General features: G+C 71.8%; 12 protein-coding genes and 2 pseudogenes. 8 read left to right on the top strand and 6 right to left on the bottom strand.

Annotated elements, in window-relative coordinates:
* The first annotated feature begins 740 nt into the window (after positions 1 to 740).
* Positions 741 to 1,709, top strand: coding sequence for a hypothetical protein (locus ACF1A1_RS01045; protein ID WP_391644068.1), 969 nt, complete (start codon positions 741 to 743; stop codon positions 1,707 to 1,709).
* 39 nt (positions 1,710 to 1,748) lie between these two features.
* Here ACF1A1_RS01045 and ACF1A1_RS01050 read toward each other — a convergent pair.
* Positions 1,749 to 2,014 (bottom strand): annotated as a pseudogene (locus ACF1A1_RS01050) (Rieske (2Fe-2S) protein); the annotation flags it as partial.
* A 129-nt stretch (positions 2,015 to 2,143) separates the two neighbouring features.
* Here ACF1A1_RS01050 and ACF1A1_RS01055 point away from each other — a divergent pair.
* Both ACF1A1_RS01055 and ACF1A1_RS01060 read left to right on the top strand, forming a co-directional pair.
* The gene (locus ACF1A1_RS01055; protein ID WP_391645300.1) at positions 2,144 to 3,235 is read left to right on the top strand and encodes a LacI family DNA-binding transcriptional regulator; all 1,092 of its coding nucleotides are present in this window, start codon (positions 2,144 to 2,146) and stop codon (positions 3,233 to 3,235) included.
* 40 nt (positions 3,236 to 3,275) lie between these two features.
* Complete coding sequence (locus ACF1A1_RS01060) at positions 3,276 to 4,187, top strand: carbohydrate kinase (protein WP_391644070.1); 912 nt, start codon at positions 3,276 to 3,278, stop codon at positions 4,185 to 4,187.
* 57 nt (positions 4,188 to 4,244) lie between these two features.
* Here ACF1A1_RS01060 and ACF1A1_RS01065 read toward each other — a convergent pair whose 3' ends face one another.
* Positions 4,245 to 5,099 (bottom strand): helix-turn-helix domain-containing protein, encoded by an 855-nt coding sequence (locus ACF1A1_RS01065; RefSeq protein ID WP_391644072.1) that lies wholly within the window; start codon positions 5,097 to 5,099, stop codon positions 4,245 to 4,247.
* Positions 5,100 to 5,199: 100 nt separating this feature from the next.
* Here ACF1A1_RS01065 and ACF1A1_RS01070 point away from each other — a divergent pair.
* Positions 5,200 to 5,773: pseudogene (locus ACF1A1_RS01070) on the top strand (YceI family protein).
* 155 nt (positions 5,774 to 5,928) lie between these two features.
* Here ACF1A1_RS01070 and uvrA read toward each other — a convergent pair.
* Positions 5,929 to 8,961, bottom strand: a complete 3,033-nt coding sequence (gene uvrA, locus ACF1A1_RS01075; protein WP_391644074.1) for an excinuclease ABC subunit UvrA — start codon at positions 8,959 to 8,961, stop codon at positions 5,929 to 5,931.
* Positions 8,962 to 9,184: 223 nt separating this feature from the next.
* On the opposite strand from uvrA, the gene ACF1A1_RS01080 reads away from it, so the two are divergent.
* Positions 9,185 to 9,871 carry a maleylpyruvate isomerase family mycothiol-dependent enzyme gene (locus tag ACF1A1_RS01080; protein ID WP_391644076.1) on the top strand — a complete coding sequence of 229 codons (687 nt, stop codon included), beginning with the start codon at positions 9,185 to 9,187 and terminating at the stop codon, positions 9,869 to 9,871.
* A 10-nt stretch (positions 9,872 to 9,881) separates the two neighbouring features.
* A complete protein-coding gene (locus ACF1A1_RS01085) occupies positions 9,882 to 10,538 on the top strand; it encodes an MBL fold metallo-hydrolase (protein WP_391644077.1) in 657 nt (218 codons plus the stop codon).
* Positions 10,539 to 11,195: 657 nt separating this feature from the next.
* Here ACF1A1_RS01085 and aroQ read toward each other — a convergent pair.
* On the bottom strand, positions 11,196 to 11,669 hold the full coding sequence (gene aroQ / locus ACF1A1_RS01090) for a type II 3-dehydroquinate dehydratase (RefSeq protein ID WP_391644079.1): 474 nt from the start codon (positions 11,667 to 11,669) through the stop codon (positions 11,196 to 11,198).
* Between the two features lie 103 nt (positions 11,670 to 11,772).
* On the opposite strand from aroQ, the gene ACF1A1_RS01095 reads away from it, so the two are divergent.
* Positions 11,773 to 12,819 (top strand): S66 peptidase family protein, encoded by a 1,047-nt coding sequence (locus ACF1A1_RS01095; RefSeq protein WP_391644081.1) that lies wholly within the window; start codon positions 11,773 to 11,775, stop codon positions 12,817 to 12,819.
* A gap of 83 nt (positions 12,820 to 12,902) precedes the next feature.
* Positions 12,903 to 14,219 (top strand): MFS transporter, encoded by a 1,317-nt coding sequence (locus ACF1A1_RS01100; protein ID WP_391644083.1) that lies wholly within the window; start codon positions 12,903 to 12,905, stop codon positions 14,217 to 14,219.
* A gap of 422 nt (positions 14,220 to 14,641) precedes the next feature.
* On the opposite strand, the gene ACF1A1_RS01105 is transcribed toward ACF1A1_RS01100, so the two are convergent.
* Both ACF1A1_RS01105 and ACF1A1_RS01110 read right to left on the bottom strand, forming a co-directional pair.
* Complete coding sequence (locus ACF1A1_RS01105) at positions 14,642 to 15,631, bottom strand: TerC family protein (RefSeq protein ID WP_391644085.1); 990 nt, start codon at positions 15,629 to 15,631, stop codon at positions 14,642 to 14,644.
* 302 nt (positions 15,632 to 15,933) lie between these two features.
* Entirely contained in the window at positions 15,934 to 17,973 is a 2,040-nt protein-coding gene (locus tag ACF1A1_RS01110; RefSeq protein ID WP_391644086.1) for a TerD family protein, read from the bottom strand.
* Positions 17,974 to 18,019: the final 46 nt, after the last annotated feature.

Below are 18,019 nucleotides of genomic sequence, written 5' to 3' on the forward strand. Positions count from 1 at the left end.
AGGGGTCCGCGCACGGGGTTGATCGGCGTGGAGGCCTGGCGGGAGGTCCGCGCACGGCGACTGGCCCGCGCCGGGGCCTGGCGGGAGGAGGTCCGCGCACGGCGACTGGCCCGCGTCGGGGCCTGGCGGGAGGAGGTCCGCGCACGGCGACTGGCCCGCGTCGGGGCCTGGCCGGCGCAGGGGCGGATCCACCCTCGGCGCCGGGATCCCACGGCCTCCCCCCGCCGCCTGGGGGTCGTCCTCGCCGTCGGGCAGCACCACCATCGCCCCGCTCCCGTCGCCCACCCGGCGGGCGAGCGGACCGCGGAACCGGTCAGCCACGTTTCGAGCCGCCCCCCGGAGATCCGCTCCCGCAGCAGAGCGGGCGTGTCCGGGGCCGTCGCCGGCCCCGAGCCGTCGCCGAACTTCCAGGTCTCCGCACGCCGAGAGCCTCGCTCCTCCGGCCGGGGAACCGGTGAACGGCCTACCGGTCGTCCGGGGCGTGGGCAAGAGCCCCGACTCCCCGGTGAACGGCCTACCGGTCGTCCGGGGCGTGGGCAAGAGCCCCGACTCGGCCACCGGCAGGTCGTGTTGGGGTCTCAGGTGTTGTCGGGACTTGGTCAACACGCTTCAATGCGGGGGAACTCGGGGCGGTGCAGCACGCCCTACGGATGTGAAGGCGCCCCCGCGTCACCGGAGGCCCGGCCACCGACACGAACGGTCCGACCAACCGTCGTGCGCATTCACAGAAAGGCCCCTGCATGCCGCACGCCCCACACCACGTGATCGCCATCGCCGACGCCCACGACGACGCCGCCGCGGAACTGGACGCGGCCCTACGGGGCGGCCCCTTCCACGTCGCCCTGCGCGCCGCGATCGCCGCCCGGGGTCTGCCTCTTCAGCGCGTGCAGCACCACCTGTCACGGCACGGCGTGAAAGTCGGGGTCACCAGTCTGAGTTACTGGCAGCAGGGCGCCCGGCGCCCGCAGCGCCCCGAGTCTCTCCGCGCCGTCCGGGCCCTGGAGGAGATCCTGCGGCTGCCGGACGAGTCCCTGATCCGGCTGCTCACACAGGCCGACGCGGACACGGCCGACAGGCCGCCGACGGGCCGCTCATACCGTTCCTTCATGGAGGCCTCGGACGTTCTCGCCAAGCTGCTCGTCGAACTGGAGTGCTCTCCGGACGGCGGGCTGCACACCCTGGGCCACCACGAGCGTGTCCGCATCGGCGCGGGCCGGGAACTCCTGGGCCGCGAGTCCCAGCACATCGTCCGCGCCCACCGCGACGGCATCGACCGCTTCGTCGCCGTCCACCACGGCGATCCCGGCTGCGCTCCGGAGCGGATGACACTGCACACCCTGGAGAACTGCCGCCCCGGGCGCGTCCGCCGGCACCACGACACCGGCGTCCTCGTCGCCGAACTCCTCTTCGACACCCGCCTGCGGGCCGGCGACACCTTCCTCTTCCGCTACGGCGTCGAAGACGGCACCGCCGGTGCCTGCCGCGAGTACGTCCGAAGCTTCGGCACACCGGGCGGCCAGTACGCCCTCCAGATCCGGTTCGACGAGGACGCGCTGCCCACACGCTGCCACCGCTTCACCCGGCACTCGGCGGCGGCACCGCGCAGCGGCCGTCAGGAACTGGCACTGAGCCGGCGACACCGTTCCGTCCACCTCGTCGAGCCGCGGGTGCGGTCGGGCATGGTGGGCATCGGGTGGGACTGGGAGTGAACGGGCGCACTCTGGCGGGCGCCGTACGGATCAGGCCGATCAGGCCCCCGGCCCCGCGACGATCCTGCCGTTCTCGGCCTTGACCGGGAGCTCGTTCAGGAGCACGGTCTCCGGTTCCCTCAGCACCTCACCGGTCGTCGCGTCGAACTCGCTGCCATGGCAGGGACAGATCAGGGTCGTCCCGTCGGCTTGTCGATGGGGCACCCGGCGTGCGTGCAGATCGAGCTGTACGCCTTCAGCTCGCCGCTCGCGGACCGGCTGACCACCACGCTGTGATCGCGGTAGGGCTTGGCATCTCCTTGAGCCGGGCGTGCGCAGTGGCTGCCGACACCGTGCAACCGACGTAAACGCTTGCGCAAGCGTTTACGCGCCCTCGCTGGATGGGATACCGTCGCGCCCAGAACGGCACCGCCACGCTCGGGGAGGGGGACACGATGCCGACCATGGCCGACGTCGCACGGCACGCCGGGGTCTCGGTGGCGACCGTCTCCCACGTGCTGAACGACACCCGCCCCGTGCTGCCCCACACCCGGCAGGCCGTCCTCGACGCCATAGACGAGCTCGGCTACACGCCCAACACCCTCGCCCGCTCCCTGGTGACCTCCCGCACCCGCTCCATCGGGCTGGCGGTGTCGGCGATCAGCAACCCCTACTTCACCGAGATCCTCCAGGGTGTCGAGGCCGCCGCCCTGGAGGCGGGCTACAGCCTGCTGATCGCCGATCCGCACGACGACCCCGAGCACGAACGCAAGGTCGTCCAGCTCCTGCACGAGCGCCGCGTGGACGGCATGATCGTCGCGCCGTCCGCGGACCCGGGCGGTCTCCTCGCCTATCTCACCCGCCACCGCGTGCCCACCGTCCTCCTCGACCGGATCGTGGATGCCCCGGCGGGGGGCTCGCCCCGTTTCGACCAGGTCTGCGCCGAGAACGCCGAACCCACGGCCCGGCTGGTCACGCATCTCGCCGGACTCGGCCACCGCCGCATCGCCCTCGTCGCCGGCCAGCCCGGCCTCAGCACCACCGTCGAACGCATCACCGGCTACCGACACGGCCTCGCCTCCGCCGGGCTGCCTTATGACGAACGCCTCCTGGTGCACGGCGACTCCGAGTCGGCCGGCGCCGAACGGGCCACCGCCGCCTTGCTGTCGCAGGCCGTCCCGCCCACCGCCCTGGTCACCGGGAACAACGCGATGACCCTCGGCGCCCTGCGGGTCCTGCGCGCACACGACCTGGCCGTGCCCGACGACATCGCGCTGTGCTGCTTCGACGACTTCGCCTGGGCGGACCTGTTCTCCCCCCGGCTGACCGCGATCGCCCAGCCCAGCAAGGACATCGGCGCCCGGGCCGTCCGCGTGCTCCTCGAACGCCTCGCCGCACCCGACCGGCCCGCCCGGACCGTGCGGCTCCCCTGCGCCTTCGTCCACCGCACGTCCTGCGGCTGCGCCGACCGGCCGGAACGGCCCCCCGTGCCCCTGAACCCCACGGCTTCCGGCGACCCGAGCAGTGAGCCGCGACCCGAGCAGTGAGCAGTGAGCAGTCCGAGCCATCGGAGAGAGGAACCACCCCGTGATCGTCGTCGCAGGTGAGGCCCTGATCGACCTGGTACCGCAGGGCACGGGCGCCCTCGCGGGTCTGCAGCCGGCCCGCGGTGGCGGTCCGTACAACACGGCCGTTGCCCTCGGCCGCCTCGGCTCCCGCACGGCCTTCTGCTCCCGCACCTCCTACGACGCCTTCGGCGAGGCGCTGCTGGAGGGGCTGCGGGAAGCGGGCGTGGACGTGTCGGCGGTGCAGCGCGGCCCGGAACCGACCACCCTCGCGGTCGCCACGATCGACGGGAACGGCTCCGCCGCCTACTCCTTCTACGTCGAGGGCACCGCCGACCGGCTGTTCACCGTCCCGGCCGGCCTGCCCGCCGGGACTCGGGCGGTGTCCTTCGGCACCTGCTCGCTCGTCCTGGAGCCGGGTGCGAGCGCCTACGAGGAGCTGATGCGGACCGCGGCGGCGCAGGGCGTGTTCACCTTGCTCGACCCGAACATCAGGACCGGCCTGATCCCTGACGCCGACGCGTACCGGGCCCGCTTCAAGAGCTGGCTGCCCTCGGTGTCCCTGCTCAAGCTCTCCGAGGAGGACGCCCGCTGGCTGGGCGGCACTCCTCGCGAGTGGCTGTCCGCCGGCCCCTCGGCCGTCGTGATCACGCACGGCGGCGACGGGCTGACCGCGTTCACCCAGGACGGCGCCGTGTATCCGGTGCCGGGCGAGAAGGTCGACGTCGTGGACACCATCGGTGCCGGCGACACCGTGAACGCGGCCCTGTTGCACGGCCTTTCGGCGCGGGACGCCCTGTCTTCGGCGGCGCTCGCCCGCCTGGGCCGCGAGGGCTGGGAGCGGCTGCTGCGGTTCGCGGCGCGCGCGGCGGCGGTCACCTGCTCCCGGGCGGGCGCCGAGCCACCGTACGCCGCCGAGGTCGGCGAACTGTAAGGGGGCGGTGGGGCGGCCTGCATCCACCGGCCGGTTGTCCCGGTCGGCCGGTGTGCATCAGCCGCTCACCGCGCGCAGGGCTCCCGGTTTGCGCCCGTTGAGGTGGTCCAGCGCGGTGGCCGTGGCCTCGTCGGCCGGGAGGTGGACCATCAGGCGCTGCCCCTCCTCCGGCAGGGACAGCGTCTCGTACGACAGACGCAGCCGCCCCGCCCCGGGGTGGTCGACGATGTCGGTGCCGAACCGGGCCGGCATGGCCGGAACGGCCGTGAGCCGCTCGGTGAACGGGGCGCCGGCGGTGACCGTCAGTTCGTCGACGAGTGCGGTGACGTTCGGGTCGTGCAGGGAGGCCTCGTGTCGCAGGTGGGCGACCTGCTCGTCGGCGAGACGGTGCCAGCCGGGGAACGCGCTCCGGGCCCGTTCGTCGGTGAACACGTACCTCACGAGGTTGGGCGCGCCACCGTCGAGCAGGCCCAGCGGGCGGGCGAACCGCTCGTAGCCGGAGGTGTGCGCCACGATGTCGCCGATCCAGTTGAGCAGGACGGCAGGTGTCGGCTCCAGCCGGTCGAGGAGCGCGCGCACGGTGGGACGTACCGTGCGGACCGGCGGTGCCACCGAGGCGCACAGTTCCTTGTCGGCACCGGCCTCCTTGGCCAGCCGGCGCAGCAGGATCCGGTCCGGCACGGTGAGGCGCAGCGCGTCACCGAGGGCGCCGAGCACCTGGGGGGAGGGGTTGCGGTCGCGCCCCTGTTCCAGGCGGGTGAGGTACTCGACGCTGACACCGGCGAGCGTGGCCAGTTCCGCACGGCGCAGTCCGGGCGTGCGGCGCCTGGGGCCCGTGGGCAGCCCCACCTCGGCGGGCGTGACGGCTTCGCGGCGGGTGCGCAGGAACGTGCCCAACTCGTTGTCGCTCACCCGCCGAACGTACAGCGGGATGCGCCGCCGAGGGTGGCCCTCTCACTACCACCCTCGGGCCGGTCTCCCTCCCGTCCGCCGGCGCGCGGAGGGTGGAGCCATGACTCAGGACATCACCGCCAAGACGCTGACCACCACGGCCCTGCCCCTGTCCCCCGGCGACTGGGAACTCGACCCGCTGCACTCCGCGGTCAACTTCACCATCCGGCACCTCGGAATCGCCAAGGTGCGCGGCCGCTTCAGGGAGGTGACGGCCGAGCTGTACGTCGGTGAGACGGCCGACGACGTGCGGGTGAGCGCCGAGATCGCTCTTGCCTCTCTGGACACCGGCAACCCCGACCGGGACGCGCACACCCGCGCGGCCGACCTGCTCGACGTGGAGAACCGTCCGACGATGGCCTTCCGCTCGACGCGCGTGTCCGGGGAGGGCGAGGACTGGACGATGGAAGGGGATCTGACCATCGGGGACGTGACCCGCCCGGTCACGCTCGCCGTCGACTTCGGCGGGGTGGTGGACTCCCCTGTGGATCAGAGGGAGGCACGCCGGATTCGAGGCGACGGGTGAGATCCGGCGCAGCGACTTCGGGCTGGACTTCGGCGCCGGGTTCCTCGGTGATGTTGTCAAGGTGCAGCTGGACATGCAGTTCGTCGAACCGCAGGGCCAGAGTGGCTGATGGTGGAACGGGCGGCGCCCCGCGGGGAGTTCCCGCAGGGCGCCGTGTTCATTCCAGAACTTCCGGGTTTGTCATAGCCGTTCAGGACTTGCCATGAGCTGACGAGCGTCCGGTCACAATGTGGCACGCTCCGCCGGCCCTGGCGTCCGTTCGACTCAGGCCTTGCGGGCCCGCGTCGTCTTCTTCGCGGGCGTCGCCTTCTTCGTGGCCCCGGCCGCCTTCTGCGTGGCGGTGTTGTTGGCGGACGTCCTGGCGGTCGCCGTCTTCTTCGCCGTCGACCTGGCCGCGACCGCCCTCTTCACCGCCGTGCCGCGCGGAGCCTTGACCGAGGCCGCGTCGCTGATGCGGTCGGCGCTGAGGACCTCCCGCAGGAACTTGCCGGTGTGGCTGGCCGGTACTCCGGCGACCTCCTCCGGTGTGCCCTCGGCGACGACGAGGCCGCCGCCGGCGCCACCCTCGGGGCCCATGTCGACAATCCAGTCGGCGGTCTTGATCACGTCGAGGTTGTGCTCGATGACGATGACCGTGTTGCCCTTGTCGACCAGACCGGCGAGGACCGTCAGCAGCTTGCTGATGTCCTCGAAGTGCAGGCCCGTGGTCGGCTCGTCGAGGACGTAGACCGTGCGGCCGGTGGAGCGGCGCTGCAGTTCGCTGGCGAGCTTGACACGCTGGGCCTCGCCGCCGGACAGGGTGGTCGCGGACTGGCCGAGCCGGACGTAGCCGAGGCCGACGTCCTTCAGCGTGTTGAGGTGACGGGCGATCGCGGGGACGGCCTCGAAGAACTCCGTCGCCTCCTCGATCGGCATGTTCAGGACGTCGGCGATGGACTTGCCCTTGTAGTGGACCTCCAGGGTCTCCCGGTTGTACCGAGCGCCGTGGCAGACCTCGCACGGGACGTAGACGTCCGGGAGGAAGTTCATCTCGATCTTGATCGTGCCGTCGCCGGAGCAGTTCTCGCAGCGGCCGCCCTTGACGTTGAAGGAGAAGCGGCCGGGCAGGTAGCCGCGGACCTTCGCCTCGGTCGTCTCGGCGAACAGCTTGCGGATGTGGTCGAAGACGCCGGTGTAGGTGGCCGGGTTCGACCGGGGGGTGCGGCCGATGGGCGACTGGTCGACGTGTACGACCTTGTCGACGAGGTCGTCGCCGTCCACGCGGGTGTGCCGGCCCGGCACGTTCCTCGCGCCGTTCAGCTCGCGGGCCAGGTGGGTGTACAGGATGTCGTTGACCAGCGTCGACTTGCCGGAGCCGGACACACCGGTGACTGCGGTGAACACGCCCAGCGGGAAGGAGACGTCGATGTCCTGGAGGTTGTTCTCCCGGGCGCCGTGGACCGTGAGCTGCCGGGACGGGTCGCGCGGGCGCCGGATGTCGGGCACGGGGATGGACTTCTTGCCGGACAGGTACTGGCCGGTCTGCGACTCGGCGTTGTCGAGCAGTTCCTTCAGGGAGCCGCTGTGCACGACCTTGCCGCCGTGCTCGCCGGCGCCCGGGCCGATGTCGACGACCCAGTCGGCGACCTTGATGGTGTCCTCGTCGTGCTCGACGACGATGAGTGTGTTGCCCATGTCGCGCAGCCGCACCAGGGTCTCGATCAGCCGGTGGTTGTCGCGCTGGTGCAGGCCGATGGACGGCTCGTCGAGGACGTAGAGGACACCGACGAGTCCGGAGCCGATCTGGGTGGCCAGCCGGATGCGCTGGGCCTCGCCGCCGGAGAGCGTGCCGGCCGCGCGGTTGAGCGAGAGGTAGTCCAGTCCGACGTCGACCAGGAACCGCAGCCGCTCGTTGACCTCCTTCAGCACGCGCTCGGCGATCTTCTTGTCGCGGGCGCTGAGCCTCAGCTCACCCAGGAAGTCCGCGCAGTCGCTGATGGACATGGCGGAGACCTCGGCGATGGACTTCCCCATGATCGTGACCGCCAGGACGATCGGCTTCAGGCGGGTGCCCTCACAGGTCGGGCAGGGCACCTCGCGCATGTAGCCCTCGAAGCGCTCGCGGCTGGCGTCGCTCTCGGCCTCGCTGTGCCGGCGCTTGACGAAGGGGACGGCGCCCTCGAAGGGCGTGGTGTACACCCGCTCGCGGCCGTACCGGTTGCGGTAGCGGACCTCGATCTGCGTCTTGTGGCCGTACAGGAGGGCCTTCCTGGCGCGCTGCGGCAGGCCCGCGAAGGGGATGTCCGTGCGGAATCCCAGCGCGTCCGCGAGGGCGCCGATCAGGCGGCCGAAGTAGTCCTTGGTGTGGCCGTGCGACCAGGGGTGGATGGCGCCCTCGTCGAGGGACTTGTCCTCGTCGGGGACGATCAGCTCGGGGTCGACCTCCATGCGCGTGCCGATGCCGGTGCACTCGGGGCAGGCGCCGAAGGGCGAGTTGAAGGAGAAGGAGCGGGGCTCCAGTTCCTCGAAGGACAGGTCGTCGTACGGGCAGTACAGGTGCTCCGAGTACATGCGCTCGCGCTCGGGGTCGTCCTCGGGGAGGTCGACGAAGTCGAGCACGACCATGCCGCCGGACAGGCCGAGGGCGGTCTCCACGGAGTCGGTGAGCCGGCGCTTGGCGGACTCCTTCACCGTGAGGCGGTCGACGACCACCTCGATGGTGTGCTTCTCCTGCTTCTTCAGGGTGGGCGGGTTGGAGAGCTGGACCGTCTCGCCGTCCACGCGCGCGCGGGAGTAGCCCTTGGTCTGCAGGTCGGCGAAGAGGTCGACGAACTCGCCCTTGCGCTCGCGCACCAGCGGCGACAGCACCTGGAAGCGGCTCCCCTCCGGCAGCTCCAGGACCCGGTCGACGATGGCCTGCGGCGACTGGCGCGAGATGGGGCGGCCGCACTCCGGGCAGTGCGGCTTGCCGATGCGCGCGAAGAGGAGTCGCAGGTAGTCGTAGACCTCGGTGATGGTGCCGACCGTGGAGCGCGGGTTGCGCGAGGTCGACTTCTGGTCGATGGAGACCGCCGGGGAGAGGCCTTCGATGAAGTCGACGTCCGGCTTGTCCATCTGGCCGAGGAACTGCCGGGCGTACGAGGAGAGGGACTCCACGTAGCGCCGCTGGCCCTCGGCGAAGATCGTGTCGAAGGCCAGCGAGGACTTGCCCGACCCCGACAGGCCCGTGAAGACGATGAGCGAGTCGCGTGGCAGGTCGAGCGAGACATTCTTGAGGTTGTGCTCGCGCGCGCCACGGACGATGAGACGGTCGGCCACGCCGGTCCGCACCTTTCTTGAGAGAAGTGACAGGGGCGGGGCCCCCGTCTTTCTCAGACTAGGGGGAGCCACTGACAACGCCGGTTCGGATTCACCGGTTGACAACAATCCCCGACCATCCAGCATGCCCGACGCCGCCACCGACCATATAGCACGCGCATTCGATTTGCGGGCGTAGTCCGTCACCTTCACCCGAAGGGGTGGCGGGGCTAAGGTCAGCACCATGACTGATCACGCTCATGACCTGGCATCTGTACGTGAGGCGACCGAGCGACTGCTGACCGCAGTCGCCAAACTGGACAACGCGGCGGCGGCCGAGCCGTCACGTCTGCCCGGCTGGAGCCGGGGCCACGTCCTCGCCCACCTGGCCCGCAACGCGGACGCCCTCGTGAACGTCCTCCAGGGCCGTCCCATGTACGTCTCCGGCGAGGCCCGGGAGGTGGACATCGAGCGGGACGCCCCGCGTGCCCTGGACGTCCAGCTCGCGGATGTGCGGGACAGCGCGGCCCGCTTCCAGGAGGCCGGGGCCGCGCCCGCCGACTGGTCGCGCACGGTGGAGCTGCGCAACGGGGTCACCGACTCCGCGGCCCGGGTGCCCTTCCGGCGGTGGGTCGAGGTCGAGCTGCACCACGTGGACCTCGGCATCGGCTACGAGCTGGAGGACCTGCCGGCGGAGTTCACCGAGCGGGAGATCGCCTTCCTCGCGGAGCGGTTCGGCGGGCACCCCGACGTGCCGCCGACCCGCCTGACGGACGGCACGCGCGCGTGGCGCACCGGCCGGGAGGCCGACGGCCCCGAGGTGACCGTCACAGGGTCCCCCGCCGACCTTCTCGGCTGGCTCGCCGGGCGCCGCGACGGATCCCGGCTGGCCGTCGACGGCGGGCCTCTCCCGGTCCTTCCGCCGCTATAGGCTGGCCGTCATGACGTACAGCGGAGAGGTGAGGGTCGGCGGCCCGGCGGACGTGCACGAGCTCAAGGACCTGATGATCACCAAGATCGCGGTCGGTCCGATGGACAACAACGCCTACCTGCTGCGCTGCCGGGCCACGGACGAGCAGTTGCTGATCGACGCGGCCAACGACGCGGAGACGCTCCTCGGCATGATCGGCGACGACGGCATCGCGTCCGTCGTCACCACCCATCGGCACGGCGACCACTGGCAGGCGCTCGCCGAGGTCGTGGCGGCCACGCACGCGCGTACGTACGCCGGCCGGGACGACGCCGAGGGCATCCCGGTGCCGACCGACGTCCTGGTCGACGACGGCGACGTCATCCGGGTGGGGAACGTGGAACTCACCGCGCGCCACCTGGTCGGGCACACCCCGGGCTCGATCGCCCTCGTCTACGACGACCCGCACGGGCATCCCCACGTCTTCACGGGCGACTGTCTCTTCCCGGGCGGCGTGGGCAACACGCGCAAGGATCCGCAGGCGTTCGCCAGCCTGATCCACGACGTCGAGACGAAGCTCTTCGACGCCCTCCCGGACGAGACCTGGGTCTATCCGGGACACGGCAACGACACCACCCTGGGCGCCGAGCGTCCGCACCTGCCGGAGTGGCACGCGCGCGGTTGGTGAGTGCTCCCTGCGCGCGAAGGGGTGCGCAGTGCGCGCACAGGGGGCGTGCGTCGTCGTACGCGCGCCCCGTGTGAATGACGTGCACGCGCCGGTGCCCCGCACGCGCTCCCCACACACATGGTTGCGCGGTCAACTGGTGGTAGCCCCGCGCGGGATGACGGCTCCCGCTCGGAATGGGCCGCCGGTCTACGTTCCCCGCCCTCGACCGGCGGCCCAGGCACGCTGCTGTGGGCGCTGCACGAGACTGCAACATTCGCTCACGTCCGGCGGACAGCCGATGCTGCGACCTCGGCAAGCACGGCCTTCACTGCCGCTCTCCCGCCCTGCGCCTCGCCCCCCCGTGTCCCGCGCCACGCCGTTGCCGGCGTCACCGTGGCCCTCCTCACCCGTGCAGGAGCTCGCCCACATCCAGGCCGTCGCGGCCGCGGGCGTGCTGCCGGATGTCCGCGACGACGCCGTCGGCTGCGCTCCGCAGCCGGAGGAGAAGGCGGCTGCCACGCCGTCCGGTTCGGCCGGGAACCCATGGGCCAAGGGCCCGTTGCCGGCAGGACCTCGGGCAATCCTGCGATCGCCACCGACGAGCCCGCGTACGGGACAGGTGTCGATCAGTGACGAGCGCAAGAGGGCCGTGGACTGCGCGTCCGCCAGGGGAGGCGCTCACGCGTCCGCCCGTGCCGCCCCCACCAGTGCGGCGACCCGCTCCACGCCGAAGACGTAGCCCTGCACTCCGCAGCCCGCGATGACGCCGTCGGCGCGCAGGGAGACGTACGAGTGGTGCCGGAACGACTCGCGCTGGTGGATGTTGGAGATGTGCACCTCGACGACCGGCAGACCGTCGCAGGTGCTGAGTGCGTCCAGGATCGCGACCGAGGTGTGCGAGTAGGCGCCCGGATTGATCACGATCCCGCAGTGGTTCAGACGCGCCTCGTGGATCCAGTCGACCAACTGACCCTCGTGGTTCGACTGCCGGAAGTCCACGGTGCCGCCGTGCGCGGCCGCCGCCCTGACGCACATCTCCTCGACGCCGGCGAGGGTCTCGGCCCCGTAGATCTCGGGCTGGCGCTGCCCCAGGAGGTTCAGGTTGGGGCCGTTGAGAATCATGATCGGGGCGTTGGCGAGGGTGCGGGGCACGGTTCCTCCGGTCCGTTCGGCGTGGGGCGGCCCGCCGGGGACCGCTGCTCAGACCCGGTTTATCACGGTGAAACAGCGGGCCATCAGGCCGTACCCTCCCCGCATGACGAGTCCTTCGTACCCTCCCAAGCCCTCGCCCGGTGACCGCGTGGCCGTCATCTCGCCGTCCGAGGGTCTGCCCGAGTTGTACCCGCGCCCCTACGAACTGGGGCTGGAACGGTTACGCACGGAGTACGGCCTCGAACCGGTCGAGTACCCGACGACGCGGAAGATGGGCACGACACCGCAGGAGCGGGCCGACGACATCCACGCGGCCTTCGCCGACCCGGATGTGAAGGCGGTCATCGCGTCGATCGGCGGCGACGACCAGATCACCGTTCTGCCGCTACTGGACCGTGAGGTGATCCGGGCCAACCCGAAGCCGTTCTTCGGCATGAGTGACAACGTGAACCTGCTCGCCTACCTGTACAACACCGGCATCGTCGGCTACCACGGTGCCAGTGTGATGGTCCAGCTCGGGCGGCCCGTGGCCATGGACCGGCTCACCGCCGACTCCCTGCGGGCGGCGCTGTTCACCTCGGGCGAGTACGAACTGCGGCCCGTCGATCGCTGGAACGACGTCAACCGCGACTGGGCCGATCCGGCGACCTTCGAGGCGGAGCCGGAGACCCGGCCCGGCACCGGATGGACCTGGCTCAACGCGGACCGCGTGGTGGAGGGCCGCAGTTGGGGCGGCAACCTGGAGATCCTCTCCTGGCTGCTGATGGCGGACCGCGAGATCTCGCACGACCTGTCGGTGTACGACGGCGGCGTACTGATCCTCGAGACCTCGGAGGAACTGCCCAGCGCCACGGAGGTCTTCCGGATCCTGCGCAACATGGGCGAACGCGGCATCCTCCAGCGCTTCCCGGCGCTGCTGATGGCCCGCGCCAAGACCTGGTCCTTCGAGCGCCCCAACAGCCCGGAGGAGAGCGCACGGTACGCCACCGAACAGCGCGAGGCGGTGCAGAGCGCGCTGCGGGCGTACGCCCCCGACATCCTGGCCGTCTTCGACGTGGACTTCGGCCACACGGACCCCCAGTTCGTCCTCCCCTACGGCGGGACGATCCGCGTCGACGGCCCCGCACGGCGCATCACCGTCACCTACTGAGGCGGCCGCTGCGAGCCGCCCGGTGCGACGCGCGCTGCCGCACGCCCCCGTAACCCGGTGTCACGTTGGGTGGTTGAGGCGTCATGCACGACGTACGCACCGTGGGGGCGCCCTCCATGCCACGGCTCGCGGCCGCCTCGCTCGCCGGGACGGCCATCGAGTTCTACGACTTCTTCGTCTACGGGACCGCGGCGGCCCTGATCCTGGGGCCGCTGTTCTTCCCGACGTTCTCACCGCCGGCGGGGACGCTGGCGGCCTTCGCGACGTTCGGTGTGGGGTTCGTCGCGCGGCCGCTGGGCTCGGTGCTCTTCGGGCACATCGGGGACCGGCACGGACGCCGGCCGGTCCTCGTGTTCTCGCTGATGCTGACCGGAGCCTCGACGGTCGCGGTCGGATGCGTGCCGACGTACGACGCGATCGGGGTGACCGCTCCCCTGCTGCTGCTCGTGCTGCGGTTCCTGCAAGGGCTGGGGCTGGGCGGGGAGTGGGGCGGCGCGGTGCTGCTGACCGCGGAACACGCGCCCGCCGAGCGGCGCGGGCTGTGGTCGAGCTTTCCGCAGGTGGGGCCCGCGGTGGGGTTCGTGCTGGCCAACGGGGTGGTGCTGGCCCTGTCGGCGACGCTCACCGAGGCGCAGTTCGCGCGGTGGGGGTGGCGGGTGCCCTTCTGGGCGGCCGGGGTGCTGGCGGTGCTCGGGCTGTGGCTCAGGTCGTCGCTCCCTGAAAGCCCGCGGTTCCTGGAGATCGACGACCACGCGCGCGTGCCGCTCGCCGAGGTCGTGGGCTCCCACTGGCGGCTCGTCCTGCTGACCGCGGGCGCCCTCGCCGTCGGGTACGCGATCTTCTACGCCGTGACGACGTGGTCCCTGGCCTACGCCACGGAGCGGCTCGGGGTGAGCCGTACCGTCATGCTGGCCTGCATCCTCGCCGCGGTGGCGGTGCAAGGGGCGTTGACGCCGCTGGCAGCCCTGCTCGGCGACCGCTTCGGCCGGCGGCCGCTGTGCCTCACCGGGTGTGCGGCGTCCGCACTGTGGATGTTCCCGATGGTCGCGCTCCTGGCGACCGGAGAGCCGTTGCCGATGTTCGTGGGCTTCCTGGGAGCACTGGTCGCCTTCGTCACGATGTTCGCCGTGATCGCCGCTTACCTGCCCGAGCTCTATGAGCCGCGCGTGCGCTGCACGGGCGCGGCGGTCGGCTACAACCTCGGTGGCGTCCTCGGGGGCGCGCTCACGCCGATCGTGGCGACGGCCCTCGCGGAAGACGGCGGGCGCGTGCCGTGGGGCGTGGCCGCCTACCTGACGGGCATCGCGCTGCTCAGCCTCGGGTGTTTCGCCCTGCTGCCCGAGACCCGCCCGGTGCGGGTGGTCGCGACGGGGGCCGAGGCGGAGGCCGCCGCGGGGTGACGGCTGGTCGGGGCTGGTCAGACCGGTGCCGGCCATGGCGGGGCCCAACGAGGTCGACGGGCCCGGAGACGATCAGCGAGGACGCTGCGGTGAAGGCGAGTGGGACGGCGGAGTAACTGCGGTCCCGGCTTGCGAGTGGTGAAGGTCGGCAGGACCAGGCCGGGGGTTGCCAGGACTGCCAGGGTCGCTACGGTCGCCGGGGACCGCGCAGCACCCGGCGAAGCACCGGAAGCGGGGGGGGGGGGGGGGGCGCGCCCCCCCCGCCGGGGGGGGGGGGGGGGGGGGGGGCGCGGGGGGGCGGGGGGGGGGGGGGCGGGGGGGGGGGGGGGGCCCCGCCCCCCCCCGGGGGGGGGGGGGGGGGGGGGGGGGGGCGCCCCCCCCCCCCCCGCTTCCGGGGGTGGTTGCGGCTACGTCGTCCGTGGTCAGACGTCGATGCTGTCCTTCTGAGTGCCTTCGCTCTCCGTCTGCGCCGCCTCGGCCGCCGCCTGCTTCCGCGAGGCCCGCAGGCTGGTGATCGTGGTGATGATCAGGACGGAGCAGATGACGCCGAGCGAGACCGGGATGCTGATCTCCGGCACGTGGACGCCGGACTCGTGCAGCGCGTGCAGCACCAGCTTCACGCCGATGAAGCCCAGGATGATCGACAGGCCGTAGCTCAGGTGGACCAGCTTCTTCAGCAGGCCGCCGATGAGGAAGTACAGCTGCCGCAGGCCCATGAGCGCGAACGCGTTGGCCGTGAAGACGATGTACGGGTCCTGCGTCAGGCCGAAGATCGCGGGGATCGAGTCGAGGGCGAAGAGCACGTCGGTGGTGCCGATGGCGAGCATGACGACCAGCATCGGGGTCATGACCCGCTTGCCGTTCTGCTGGATCCACAGCTTGGTGCCGTGGTAGCGGTCAGCGACACCGAACTTGCGCTCGGCGGCCTTGAGCAGCTTGTTCTCCTCGTACTCCTCGTCGTCCGCGTCGGCCCGGGCCTCCTGGACGAGCTTCCAGGCGGTCCAGATCAGGAAGGCGCCGAAGAGGTAGAACACCCACGAGAAGCTGGCGAGGATCGCGGCGCCCGCGGCGATGAAGACGGCTCGCAGGACCAGGGCTATGAGGACGCCGATGAGCAGGACCCGCTGCTGGTACTGCGACGGGACCGCGAACTTCGCCATGATCAGGACGAAGACGAAGAGGTTGTCGACGCTGAGCGACTTCTCGGTGATGAAGCCCGCGAAGAACTCGCCGGCGGGCTGGCCGCCGCCGAACATCAGCAGACCGAGTCCGAAGAGCCCGGCGAGCACGATCCAGACGACGGTCCAGATACCGGCTTCCTTGATGGACACGTCGTGCGGCTTGCGGCCGATGAAGAAGTCGACCGCGATGAGGGCGGCAAGGCCCACGATGGTCAGGACCCACAGGGTCATGGAAACATCCACTGCGCCTCCGGCAGTACGTAACGGCAGGTAATCAGCGTCGTCGCGCTGCCGGAGGTCTCTTCCACCCCGGGCCCCGGCACGCAGCACACGCGCGGGACCACACGGGCCGACGCCCCGGGATCTGGCCTGATCCGTATTGACGGGTACGCCGCAGCAGACAGGGAGTACTCCCCTCCGTACGAAAGACAGTACCCCAATCACCAAGGATTGGTAAAGGCGTTGGCAAAAGAACGACCAAATTAGCTGGTCAGAGGTGCTTTACCGATGCTTGGTGCAGGCTCGGGCCCGGGTCACCCGAGCCTGGAACGACGGACCGCGGCGACCTGGGCGAGGACCTGCTCGAGCACCTGACTGCCGGGCGGGACCAGCGCCGGCTCGTAGGTCCAGGCATGTCCGACCCAGGGGTCGGCAAGGTGATCGTCGGGCACCGGCGTGAGCCGCATCAGACCACGCCACAGCGGGTCCAGCAACGGTCCGTAACCGTCGGCGTCCTCGCGGTCGGCGACCATCATCAGGTGGACGCCGACGGCGGGGCCCTCGTCCGCGAGGTAGCGGAGCTGGTTCACCGCGCGGTCGTCGAAGCCGTGCGGGAAGTCGTTGACGACCAGGAGTTGCTGGGAGATGTCGAAGCCGGGTGGGAGCGCGTCGGCCGCACCGCCGCGCACGGCCATCTGCACGAGGTCGACGCGCTGGGTGAGCCGGCCCAGGACGTCGGCCACGCCTGCCGCGCCGGCGGCGGGCGGGGTCGCGAGCACGCCGGTCCGCACCAGCGGTGCGAGGGCCTGCGCGCCCGAGCCGGCCGGGTCGATGACGTGCACGGTGAACTCGCCCGCCGGATGCACCGCCAGCAGCCGGGCCGTGTGCGCCACGGCCGACTCCATGGCGAGGCGCCGCAACTCGTGGGAGTCGCCGAACGAGCCGTCGGACGATGCCGTCCGCCCGCTGTCGATCCACAGGCCGCGCTCCAGCGGGAGGCGGACCAGCAGCGGTATGCGCAGCCGGTCGGTTTCCGGCAGGTGCAGGTCACCCAGGCGCAGGGCCATGGGCATCTCCATGGGGACGCGGTAGGCGTGCCAGGCCGGGTTGTCCCAGCGGGCGTACGCCGGCGGCAGCGCCGGCTCGACGACGTCGGCCTCGGCCGCGAGCTGGTCGAGATCCCGGTCCAGGGCCTGCCGGGCCTGGTCGACGAGCTGGGTGTGCTTGGCGCGGGCCCTCTCACGGGCGGCGTCGCCCTGGCCGCCGATGCGGCTGCGCGGGTCGGACAGGACCTCGTCGAGCTCCCTCTCCATACGCGTGTCGGCGAAGTCGACGGCGCTGCGGTACGCGGCCGTGGTGCGGGCCAGGTCCTCGAACATGCCCCAGACCTGGTTGTAGAGCCGCTCCTCCATGGACCAGCCGGTCGCGTCCCCGGCGACCGGCCGCGCGGGTTGTCCGGGCTGGGCCGGGGGTGCGGAGGGCGGGGGCGGGGGGGCCGAGTTCCGCCGGCGCGGGTGGCTGTAGTTGATCGGGCCGTCGGTGGCGGGCGCGGGCGGTGTCGTCGGCTGGGTGGCCGGCGGGTCCGTCGGTGCCGAAGCGGAGGGGAAGCCCGCCTGGGAGTCCGGGGCGCCCGGCGGTGGCGCGGCGGGCGTCTGGGATCCCGCGTACGGACCGGTGGCGCCCTGCGTGCCCTGCCCGCCGTACGGGGAGCCGCTCTGGTCCTGGCCGCGGGGGGACGCGGCCGCCTGGCGGGAGCGGTCGCCGTCCGCCGTACGGGGCGGTGGGGCAGTCACCGAGCGGGCCAGGCCCTGGGCCACGGCCTCGTGGACACTGGCCGCGAGCTGGTGCGCCTGCGGCAGGCCCTGGTCGGTGAGGAGCGCGGCGAGGCCGTCGGCGTAGCCCTGGCCGACCGCGCGTACCTTCCAGGCGTCCTGGCGCCGGTACAGCTCGAGGGCGATGACGGCCGACTCGGCGGCGAGGCCGGTGATGGTGTAGCTGGCGACCTCGGTGCCGTCGAGGCCGGTGACCGCGACGAAGGGGGCCGCGAGGGAGCCGAAACCGGCCGGTCCCCCGCCGCCCGGGGGCAGGGCGAGCAGGATGCTGACGCGGTGCACGGCCGCGGCGACGGCGTCCAGGTCCACCGCGAGGCGGTGATCGGCGGCCGCCTGTCTCGAGACCTCGAGGCCGGGCAGGGTCGGTGCGCCCGGGTGGGCCACCCACTCCACTCCGTGGATCGTGCCGTTCTCGTCGCTGAGCGTGGCGCCGGCCACGATCGGCGTGCCGGCCGAGATCCTGATCTCGAGGCGGACCTGGGAGAGCGGGTGGTTCTGCCCCCGCACCAGCTCGGCCGTCATCGCCTGTCGTCCCCCTGTGTCGCGTGTGGTGTTGTGTGTACCGCTC

It is taken from the genome of Streptomyces sp. NPDC014995 (assembly GCF_043080745.1).
In the GTDB taxonomy this organism is placed as follows: Bacteria; Actinomycetota; Actinomycetes; order Streptomycetales; family Streptomycetaceae; genus Streptomyces.

Bases quoted from the DNA above. Each gene is read 5' to 3' on its own strand.
- ACF1A1_RS01045 (WP_391644068.1), top strand. From the start codon at position 741: ATGCCGCACGCCCCACACCACGTGATCGCCATCGCCGACGCCCACGAC.
- ACF1A1_RS01055 (WP_391645300.1), top strand. From the start codon at position 2,144: ATGCCGACCATGGCCGACGTCGCACGGCACGCCGGGGTCTCGGTGGCG.
- ACF1A1_RS01080 (WP_391644076.1), top strand. From the start codon at position 9,185: ATGACTGATCACGCTCATGACCTGGCATCTGTACGTGAGGCGACCGAG.
- ACF1A1_RS01085 (WP_391644077.1), top strand. From the start codon at position 9,882: ATGACGTACAGCGGAGAGGTGAGGGTCGGCGGCCCGGCGGACGTGCAC.
- ACF1A1_RS01095 (WP_391644081.1), top strand. From the start codon at position 11,773: ATGACGAGTCCTTCGTACCCTCCCAAGCCCTCGCCCGGTGACCGCGTG.
- ACF1A1_RS01100 (WP_391644083.1), top strand. From the start codon at position 12,903: ATGCACGACGTACGCACCGTGGGGGCGCCCTCCATGCCACGGCTCGCG.
- ACF1A1_RS01105 (WP_391644085.1), bottom strand. From the start codon at position 15,631: ATGACCCTGTGGGTCCTGACCATCGTGGGCCTTGCCGCCCTCATCGCG.
- ACF1A1_RS01110 (WP_391644086.1), bottom strand. From the start codon at position 17,973: ATGACGGCCGAGCTGGTGCGGGGGCAGAACCACCCGCTCTCCCAGGTC.